This is a genomic window from Candidatus Frankia alpina, from assembly GCF_902806485.1.
In the GTDB taxonomy this organism is placed as follows: Bacteria; Actinomycetota; Actinomycetes; order Frankiales; family Frankiaceae; genus Frankia; species Frankia alpina.
In genome coordinates this window covers 1-9,468 of the sequence record NZ_CADCWT010000196.1, presented here as the reverse complement: position 1 = coordinate 9,468, position 9,468 = coordinate 1, and the positions used below count along the sequence as shown (strand labels likewise).

Below are 9,468 nucleotides of genomic sequence, written 5' to 3'. Positions count from 1 at the left end.
ACATTGATGTCACGCAAAGCGACGAAACGTTACCGGGAAAGGCTCATTGCGGTACGAAGCGTACGGTTCGCCGGCTCAGACCGTACAAAACGCACCGCAACCGGCCCCGGCTCAGCCCCGGCCCCGGTTCGGACTCACGCGTCGAGGCGTCCGTCGGGGGGGTCGGCCGGGGCGCCGCGTAGGCCGGTGAGGAGCAGGCCGGTCAGGGTGGCGAGCACCTCGGCGTCGGAGTAGGCCGGCGCCGGCGAGCGCAGCAGGGCGAGCGCCAGCGAGGACAGCATGCCGCCCATCGCCGCGGCGATCAGGGTGGGATCGCCGGGCAGCTCGTGCCCACGTCCGCGCAGGTGCTCCAGGTGGTCGCGCAGCATGTCCGTCTCGGTGACGAGGGTGCGCCAGGCCTGCTCCGGGGCGTCCCCGCCGGTCAGCGTCGCCTCGTGCAGCGCGACGACGACCGGCAGGTTCTCCCGCATGACCCGCCACGCGACGGCGAGATGGTCGTGGAGCTGGCCCGCGTCGGTCAGGTCGTGGTCGGGGGGATGTGCGTGTTGCGGGCCGCGCATCTGCGCGGACGCATCCCCGCGCAGGTCGGCCAGCAGCGCCGCCAGCAGTACCTCCTTACTGGCGAAGTGGTCGTAGAACGACCCGGTGGCCCGCCCGGCCGCGGCCGCGATGTCGCTGATCTTCGTGTTGAGGTAGCCGCGCTCCACGAACAGCCGCCGCGCCGCCTCCTTGAGTGCGAGTTCGGTCTCGGCCGCCCTCGCTCTGCGCGCACCCATCGCGACCTCCCTGATTGACGCTCTCGTCCGTCTCTGATCATACTGAGTGCCAGTTCACCGAATATAGATTCGGTGAAACGAGATTCAGGGAGCGGGCATGAGGGTCGTGGTGCGGGCATGAGAGCCGTGGTGGTCGGCGGGGGAGTGGCCGGGGCGGCGGGCGCGATCGCGCTGCGGCGCATCGGCGCCGAGGTGACGGTCCACGAGGCGTACGACGAGCCCGCCGGGCTGGTCGGATCGTTCGTCAGCCTGGCGGCCAACGGGCTGCGCGCCCTGGCCGTGCTGGGCTGCCTGCCGCAGGTGCGCGCGGCCGGGTTCGCGGTGCCATGGCAGCGGATGTGGTCATCGGCCGGCAGGCCGCTCGGCGAGGTGGCGCGGGGCCGGGCTCGGGGGGAGGAGATGGTCAGCGTCACCCTCATGCGGGCCGACCTGGTCGCCGCGCTGCGGGCCGAGTCGGTGCGGCTCGGCGCCCGCATCGTGACCGGCAGCCGGTTCGACGCCGCCCGCGTGCGGACCTGCCCCGATGGCGACGGCGTCGGCGTCGATCTGATCGTCGGCGCGGATGGGATGTGGTCCGGCGTTCGCGAGGTGCTCGACCCGGAGGCCCCGCGGCCGGTCTACGGCGGGATGTACAGCGTGAGCGGCATCTCCCACGCGAACGGTCCCAGCGCGGACGGTACCAGCGTCGGCATCGGCACCTTCAACATGATCTTTGCCTGCCGTGGCGCCTTCCTTTACCTGGGCGCACCGGACGGGTCGGTCAGGTGGTCGGCGCAGGTTAGCGGCCCGCGCCCGGCGGACGTGCACGCCGTCGGCCTCGACGACCTGATCGACATCTACCGCACCGAGGAACGGGCGGTGGAGATCCTGCGCGCCACCCGGCGGACCCACGGCGCCACGCTGCACCACGTGCTCGCGCGGGTGCCCCGCCACCACCGCGACCGGCTCGTGCTCATCGGCGACGCCGCCCACCCGGTCGGCGCCGGTCAGGGGGCGTCGATGGCGTTCGAGGACGCCATCGCCCTGGCCCAGCACCTGCACGCCGAGGGCGCCGTCGCCTCGCCGGTCGCCGCCGCGGTGGTCGGGCGGGCGCTGGACGGCTACGAGCGGCAGCGTCGGGCCCGGGTCGACAAGATGGTGAGGGAGGCGACCCGCAACCGGGACGTCAAGACGGCCGGTCCGATCGCCCGACGGATGCGTAACGTGATCATGCCGGTGGTCTTCCCCCGCGGCTACGAGGGCGCCACGTCCTGGCTCCACGGCTACGATCCCGGCGCGCTTCCCGCGCAGACTCCCGGTTCGCTTCCGGTGCAGGCCCCTGGCTCGTCTCCCGCGCCGACTTTCGGCGCGCCTCAAGCCTGACTCCGCCCGGCGCGGCGGATGTGGGGTTAGTCGGTCAGGATGGACATTGCCTGGTCGAGCAGGGTGGTGAGATCGGCCGTCCCGCCGGAGTCGCGCCAGACCGTCAGGGCGGCGTCGTAGCAGCCGAGCGCGGCCGAGGCCAGCGCGCGTGGGCGTGGGTCGGCCGTGTCCGTCGGGGGGATGGCGAGGCGCCGGGCGAGCTCGGGGACGAGTAGCCGCTGCCAGCTGTTCTGCCGCTGCAGCTGGCGGCCCTGCAACGACGGCGTGTCGACCACCATCCGGGACAGCCGCAGGGCCCGTTCGGGGTTCTCGGCGTTGAACCCGATGATCGCGTTGAGCGCCTGGCGCAGTGCCTGCCACGGTGTCTCGTCCGCGGGGCGAGCGGCGAGCGCGTCGCGCAGGACCAGGCCGCCTTCCTCCACACCCAGTAGGACGACGTCCTCCTTGGTGGCGAAGTAGCGGAAGAAGCTGCTGCGCGACAGGCCGGCCTCGGCGGCGATCTGGTTGATCGTCGTGCATTCGAAGCCCTGCCGGTCGAACAGGTCGAAGGCGACGGCCGTGATCTCCGCCTGCAACGCCCGCCTCGTCCTACTGCGCAGATCGGTGCCCCGCGCGGGGGTTGCGGCGTCGGCGGGGATTGCTGCGGGGTTCTTCGCCACGAGGCGAGCATACCAGATCTGGTATCGCGGCTCACATGTTGGACTGAGTCTCATCTTTGGGTTAAGGTCTTACTGCGACCATCGGTCGAACTCCCCAGCGAACCGAGCCCCCGGCGTCATCCCGGGCACAGCGGCCGGCCTGCTGGTCCCTGCACCCCCATCGGTCTTCACGCGCGGGAAAGTGACTATGACTTCGGAGACACCGGCGTCCAGCGGGGCGCCCTCGACCGGGCTCGGCCCGTGGATGCGCTTCCGGCGGCAGTACTCCCGGCTCTCGCCGCCGGTCCAGATGATCGGCCTGCAGCTCTGGCTGCCGCTGGTCTTCGTCATCGCCTTCTGTCTGTGCTACATCAACGCCTTCCACCAGCCGTCACCGAAGGACATCAAGGTCGCGGTGGTCGGGACGGGCCCGGCGGCGGTGACCCTCGCCGACCGGCTGGAGGGCACCAGCAACGGCATGCTGTCGGTGTCGGTGGCAAGCTCGGTCGACGCCGCCCGCGGCGACGTCCGCGACGGCGACCTGGCGGCGGCCTTCACCCCCGGCGCGGCGAACCAGCCGGCCCGGCTGCTCGTCGCCAGCGGCGCCCAGTTCCAGTTCGCCGAGGTCGTCCAGCAGACGTTCGCCCCGGTGGCGGCGGCCGAGGGCAGCACCCTTGCCGTCGGCGACCTCGCCCCGCTGCCCAAGCACGATTCCTACGGCACCTCGGGCTTCTACATCGCGCTGGTCTGGACCATCGCCGGCTACATGGTCGGCATGTTCATCGGGATGATGGGCCAGACGCTCAAGCACCGTGTCCGCCTCGGCCTGATCGTCGGATCCGGCTTCGTGCTCTCGCTGCTCGGCACGCTGTTCGCCGGTCCGGTGGTGGGCGCCGTGCACGGCCACTTCCTGTCGCTGTGGCTGCTCGGCTGGCTGACGACGATCTGGTGGTCAACGGCCTGTCCTACTACATCGGCCGGTTCGTCACCGGCGCGGCGCTCATCCTGTTCGTGTTCCTCAACATTCCGGCGTCGGGCGGGGCGTTCCCGGCGGCGTTCGTGCCGGAGCCGTTCAAGTGGCTGCACCCGTATGTGTTCGGCACCGGTGTCCTCGACGTGTTGCGCGGCATCGTCTACGACGTCGGGCCGGGGATCGGCAGCGGCGCGACGATCATCGGCGTCTACGCGGCGATCGGCCTCGTGCTGACCGTCGTCGGCAAGCCGTTCTTCGACCGCCGCAACCGGCTGCGCGCCGAACGCGGCAAGCCGGTGTCGATGATGCTGGCCGCGCAGGGCGCGGCGATGGCGGCCCGCCAGGCCGAGGCCGCCGCCGGTACCCGTCCGCATCACGTCACCACGAGCGAGGGCCCGGGGTGGGACGACGATTCCCGCGGCAACGGCAACGGCAACGGGTCGCGGGGTAATGGGTTGCGGGACAACGAGTTCGCCGACGAGGAGGTCGAGTCCGATGCGGCCGCCGTGTCCGACGCGGCGGCGGGCAGCGGCAGTGCCTGACCTCAGCCGGTGGGCACCGACCAGCACACCCGGGTGCCACCGGCGGGGCCGGGCTCCAGGGCGAAGCTTCCGCCCAGGGACTCGGCCCGGCCACGCAGATTCGCCAGGCCGCTGCGCCGCGTCGTCGGTCCCATGCCGACCCCGTCGTCCACCACGTCCACGCTCACCCGGCCGTTCGCGACGGTCACAGTCACCTCCACGGCGCGCGCGTGGGCGTGGCGGGCGGCGTTCGACAGGGTCTCGCGCACCACGGCGATGAGATGGTCGCCGACGGCAGCGTCGATCACGGTGTCGACCGGGCCGTCGAGGTGCAGTCGCGGGGTGAAGCCGAACGCCCCGGCCATGTCATCGATGATGCCGAGGATCTGCGCCCGCAGGCCGCTGCCCGTCGCCGGCGTCGCCCGGCCGCGCAGTTCGAAGATGGTCTGGCGGATCTCCCGCACGGTCTCGTCGAGATCCTCGACGTAGGTGCTCATCCGCTCCGCGCGCGGCGCCCGCTCCGCGCGCGGCGCCCGCTCCTCGCTGGCGGCTAGGCCCTGCAGGCCCATCGCCACCGCGAACAGCCGCTGCATCACATGGTCATGCAGGTCGCGGGCGATCCGGTCACGGTCCTCCAGCAGCGACAGCCGGCCCCGCGCCGCCCGCGAGCGGGCCAGTTCCAGGGCGAGCGCGACGTGGGCGGCGAACGCGGCGGCGAGTTCGAGGTCCTCGTCGGTGAACAGGCCGCCACCGCGGCGGCGGCCGAGGATCAGCGCGCCGGAGGTGACCTCCGAGGCGATCAGCGGCACGATCATGATCGGGCCGACGTCGAGCTTGTCGCTCTCGGAGCCGCCCAGCGTGCGCACGTCGGCGACGACGAGCGGGGCCCGGTCCCGCACCGCCCGCCCGGCCAGCGAGGTCTCCATCGGCACCCGCTGGCCGCGCAGCAGGTCGGCGTCGTGACCCTCGGCGACGTCGAAGGACAGTTCCCGTGCCGTCGGGTCGCACAGGGCCAGCGCGGTCGTGTCCGCCCGGGCGACGTCCCGGGCCCGTTGGACGATCAGCTCCAACGGGTCGTCGCCGTCGGCGAGCAGATGCCGGGTGATGTCCGCGGACGCCTGCGACCACTGCTGGCGGTGCTGGGCCTCCCCGAACAGCCGCGCGTTGTCGATCGCCACGCCGGCGTTGGCGGCGAGCGCGAGCACGAGTTCCTCGTCCTCGGCCGTGAAGATCCGCCCGCCGCGTTTCTCGGTCAGGTAGAGGTTGCCGAAGGCCTCGTTGCGGACCCTGATCGGCACGCCGAGGAACGCCCGCATCGGCGGATGCCCGGCGGGGAAGCCGACGGCGCGGGGATGGTCGGCGATGTCGTCGAGGCGCACCGGCCCCGGTTCGGCGATGAGCAGGCCGAGCACACCTGCGCCGCGGGGGGTCCGGCCGATCGCCTCGACGCGGCCCGGATCCATCCCGACATGGATGAACTGTTCGAGGTGACCGTCGCGGGCGATGACGCCGAGCGCGCCGTAGCGAGCGTCGACCAGCTCGCAGGCGGACTCGACGATGCGGCGCAGCACCACGTCGAGGCTGAGGTCGGCGGTGACCATCCGGTTGGCCCGCAGCAGACCGCGCAGCCGGCCCTGGTTGGCCAGCACATCCTGGGCCCGCTCCACCAGCTGGGAGAGAAGCTCGTCCAGTTCGAGCCGAGCGACAGCGGGGAAGATCAGATCTCCCGACGACCCTGACGGGGAGATCTCCCCGCAGGCCGCCCCGGAGGTCCCTGCGTCGGTCGGGGCGAGGTCCCGTTCGGACTCCATGCTTCCGGGACGGTAATCGAGCCGCTCGGGGCGGAGGCGGTCGTCCGGACTGCGGCTGAACCGTTCCCGGTGAGGATGGGCCGCGGGTCCCGGCGGCTTCCATCCGTCCGTGGTGGGCACCACGTCATCGCGGAGTTGGCGCGGGTGGTCCCGCGGCGGCTCGCGTCTGTCCGGCTCGTCCGGCTCGTCCCGCGGCCTCGACTGCGGATACCCGCGTCGTCCTCACTTCGCGCACCCTCATCGGGCAGCCTCCTGTCCACCGCGTCGGCCGACCGGCGGCGGGTCATCCGTCCCCGCCATGCTCGGCCCCGCCTCGCCCCGGCGCCCAGGGACCTTCGGCGCCCATCGTGGAGCCCTTCCTACCGTGCGATCCGGACCGTGCCGGCCGCGGATCGACTCCGGGGAGGCCCGTCACCCCTCGCTGCCAGGGCGTGCGGTGCGGATGCCGCCGCTGCCGGTCGTGGTCAGCGGGCCGTGCCCCCGGGGCCGGCCTACCATGCTCGACGGGTCGGCGCGCGAACGGACTGGCCTGATCGGGCCAGCCGAGGTGGTCTCACGGGCCGCGCGGTAGCCCCCGAACGGGGAGGTGGCGGCGGCCGAACGCACCGTTGGCGGCGGGCCGTTCGGACCCCGCGCGTGGGCCCACAGTGCACTCGCCCGCCCGGGCCGCGGCAGGCACCCTGAAAGGGAGAGTGGACGCCGGCCACGGGGGATCTGGAGCTTGTCGTGTCGGGCTGCATCGTGGTGGGAGTGGACGGATCCAGAGACGCCGACGCGGCGCTGCGCTGGGCCGGCGAGGAGGCGTGGCTGCGTCGGGACCACCTCGAGGCGATCCTGGCCTGGACCCCGGACGACTGCCCGCGCGAGGTGCTCGACCGCGCCTACGCGCCGGGCCCCCACACGATCGAGGAAACCGCCCTGGAGCTGCTGCGGGAATGCGTTCAGAGGACCGAGGACCCGCGCCGGCCGGTGCCCGTCACCGAGCGGGCCGTCTACGCCGACGCCGTCGAGGCGCTGATGTCGGCGGGCGCGGGCGCGGATATGATCGTCGTCGGCTACCGGGGGACCAGCCGGCTGCGCCGGTACCTGCTCGGCTCGGTGTCCGTGGCCTGCCTGCACCAGGCGACCCGGCCGGTCGTCGTCGTCCGGGCGGACGGACGCGGCGGCGCCGACGATGACAGCGGCCGGCCCGTGCTCGTCGGCGTGGACGGTTCGGCGGCGTCACTGGCCGCGTTGCGCTGGGCCGCCGAACAGGCGGCGCTGCACGCGGCGCCGCTGCGGGTCGTGCATGCCTGGCAGGCCGCGCCACTGTTGCACTCCGGTCACCGCATCGCGCGCGACCGGGAGGCGTTCGAGCAGGCCGCGTACGCCGTTCTCGACGAATGCATGGCCAAGGGGCTGGCGGGCGGGGTGGACGTCAACCTCGACACCCGGCTGGCACTCGGCGGGGCGGCGCAGAGCCTGCTTGCCGCGGCCGCCGACGCCCTGCTGCTCGTGCTCGGCGCCCGTGGGCTCGGCGGCTTCGCCGGCCTGCTGTTGGGTTCGGCCGCCTACCAGTGCGTGCACCACGCGCGATGCCCGGTCGCGGTCATCCCCGACGCCATCCGCTAGCGGCACCCGGGTTCGGGTGTCGCACCTCGCCGTGGCGGTCAGCCGCCCGGTCGCGGCTCGGAGCCGACGGCCGGGGGTGCCCCGGCATCCGTGGTAGCGCCATCGGCCGGGGCGGGGCTGGCATGGCCCTGCGCGACGAAGTCCTTGCTGCGGATGAGGGCCAGCGCGCAGACCGCGCCGACGAGCGCGACGATCCTGGTGACGATGAGCAGATCGTTGATCGCGCCAGCGAAACCGGACCGGATGGCGCCGGCCAGCGGGCCGCGGGCGTCCGCGGGCGTGCTGGCGAAGAGCTGGTCGGTGCCGCCGTTGCGCAGCGTGTCGGCGATCCGCGCCCCCTGCCCGCGCAGCGCCGGCACCGTTCGCAGCCCGCTGTTGACGCCGCTCTCCAACCGCGCCGCGAAGATCGAGCCGAGGGTGGCGATACTGAGCGCCATGCCGATCTGGCGGAACGTGGTGTTCGCGCCCGACGCCATCCCCGACCGTTCCGGCGGCACCACCCCGACGGCCGTCGAGGCCAGCGGCGGGTTGACCAGCCCGGTACCGATCCCGGCCAGCACGAAGCCCGGGATCAGGTGCGTCCACGAGCTACCCGCGTCCAGGCCGGCCATCAGCAGCAGGCCGACGCCGACCAGTGCCAGGCCGGGGCCGATGAGCCACCGCACGGGCATCACACTGGTCAGCCGCCCGGCTACCGACGCGGCGACGAAGCTGCCCCCGCTCACGATCAGCAGCCGCACGCCCGCCTCGAACGCGGAGTAACCCAGGTCGTTCTGCAGGTACAGGACGAGGTAGACGAACATCGCGAACAGCGAGCCGTTCATCGCGACCGCCGCCACCGAACCGCCCAGGAACGTCGGCGTGCGCAGCAGGGACAGGTCGAACATCGGGTGCGCGACCCTGGCCTCCACGGCGACGAACGCGATGAGGAACGCCACGCCCAGGCACAGACTGACCACGACGCCGGTGTCCGACCAGGCCGTCTCGCCCGCCCGGATCAGGCCGTAGACCACGCCGACCAGCCCGGCGGTGAGCACTGCGAAACCGGGCCAGTCGGGGCGGTGCGCCGCCGGCGGCCGGGATTCCTCGACCTTCCACACCGTCACGGCGATGGCGACGACGCCGATCGGCACATTGACCAGGAAGATTCCCCGTCAGCTGATCCCGCTGGTGATCACGCCGCCGAGGATGGGCCCGAGTGACGTGGCGACGCCGGTGACCGCGCCCCACACCCCGAAGGCGACCCCTCGGTCGCGGCCGCGGAAGCTGCTGGCGAGCAGCGCCAGCGACGTCGCGAACAGCACGGCGCCGCCCACGCCCTGCACGCCCCGCGAGATGATCAGCATGATCGCCGACTGCGAGAGCCCGCACAGTAGCGACCCCGCCGTGAAGATCGTGAACCCGATGGTGAACAGCAGGCGCCGCCCGTAGAGATCGGCGAGCGAATCGGCCGTCAGCAGCAGCGCCGCGAGCGTCAGGGCATAGGCGTCGATGATCCACTGGACGTCGGCGAACCCGGCGCCGAGACCGCTCTGGATCTCCGGCAGCGCGACGACCACGATGGTGACGTCGAGCAGCAGCATGAACGTGGCGCCGCAGACGACCAGCAGCGTCCACCACTTCCGATCCATCAGAGCCTCCCGGGGGGGACTGGCGTCTTGAGCCCACACGGCGCCGTGGCTGCGGGGGCGAGGATGTGCCGGTCCAGGCGTGGCGGCACCGGGCCGCGGGGCGGTGTCAATGATGTGCCGTATGCCCGGTGGTGATACATCGGAA

At 72.7% G+C, this 9,468-nt stretch carries 7 protein-coding genes and 1 pseudogene; 4 read left to right on the top strand and 4 right to left on the bottom strand.

Going from position 1 to position 9,468, the window contains the following annotated elements; all coding sequences use genetic code 11:
- Positions 1 to 134 precede the first annotated feature (134 nt).
- Positions 135 to 776 (bottom strand): TetR/AcrR family transcriptional regulator, encoded by a 642-nt coding sequence (locus G6R25_RS18085; RefSeq protein ID WP_136449123.1) that lies wholly within the window; start codon positions 774 to 776, stop codon positions 135 to 137.
- A gap of 117 nt (positions 777 to 893) precedes the next feature.
- On the opposite strand from G6R25_RS18085, the gene G6R25_RS18080 reads away from it, so the two are divergent.
- Positions 894 to 2,138: an FAD-dependent oxidoreductase gene (locus tag G6R25_RS18080; RefSeq protein WP_163553932.1), complete on the top strand. Its 1,245-nt coding sequence runs from the start codon at positions 894 to 896 to the stop codon at positions 2,136 to 2,138.
- A gap of 26 nt (positions 2,139 to 2,164) precedes the next feature.
- Here G6R25_RS18080 and G6R25_RS18075 read toward each other — a convergent pair whose 3' ends face one another.
- Entirely contained in the window at positions 2,165 to 2,797 is a 633-nt protein-coding gene (locus tag G6R25_RS18075; protein WP_235948945.1) for a TetR/AcrR family transcriptional regulator, read from the bottom strand.
- Positions 2,798 to 2,984: 187 nt separating this feature from the next.
- Between G6R25_RS18075 and G6R25_RS18070 the strand changes: the two genes are divergently transcribed.
- Both G6R25_RS18070 and G6R25_RS27715 read left to right on the top strand, forming a co-directional pair.
- Positions 2,985 to 3,983 (top strand): ABC transporter permease, encoded by a 999-nt coding sequence (locus G6R25_RS18070; protein WP_235948943.1) that lies wholly within the window; start codon positions 2,985 to 2,987, stop codon positions 3,981 to 3,983.
- Positions 3,893 to 4,291: a hypothetical protein gene (locus G6R25_RS27715; RefSeq protein ID WP_235948941.1), complete on the top strand. Its 399-nt coding sequence runs from the start codon at positions 3,893 to 3,895 to the stop codon at positions 4,289 to 4,291. The genes G6R25_RS18070 and G6R25_RS27715 overlap by 91 nt, the downstream gene beginning before the upstream one ends.
- Before the next feature lie 2 nt (positions 4,292 to 4,293).
- Here G6R25_RS27715 and G6R25_RS18065 read toward each other — a convergent pair whose 3' ends face one another.
- Entirely contained in the window at positions 4,294 to 6,081 is a 1,788-nt protein-coding gene (locus tag G6R25_RS18065; protein ID WP_163553931.1) for a sensor histidine kinase, read from the bottom strand.
- A 750-nt stretch (positions 6,082 to 6,831) separates the two neighbouring features.
- Between G6R25_RS18065 and G6R25_RS18060 the strand changes: the two genes are divergently transcribed.
- Positions 6,832 to 7,692, top strand: coding sequence for a universal stress protein (locus G6R25_RS18060; protein ID WP_235948938.1), 861 nt, complete (start codon positions 6,832 to 6,834; stop codon positions 7,690 to 7,692).
- Positions 7,693 to 7,730: 38 nt separating this feature from the next.
- Here G6R25_RS18060 and G6R25_RS18055 read toward each other — a convergent pair.
- A pseudogene (locus G6R25_RS18055) lies at positions 7,731 to 9,323 on the bottom strand (MFS transporter).
- Between the last annotated feature and the right edge of the window lie 145 nt (positions 9,324 to 9,468).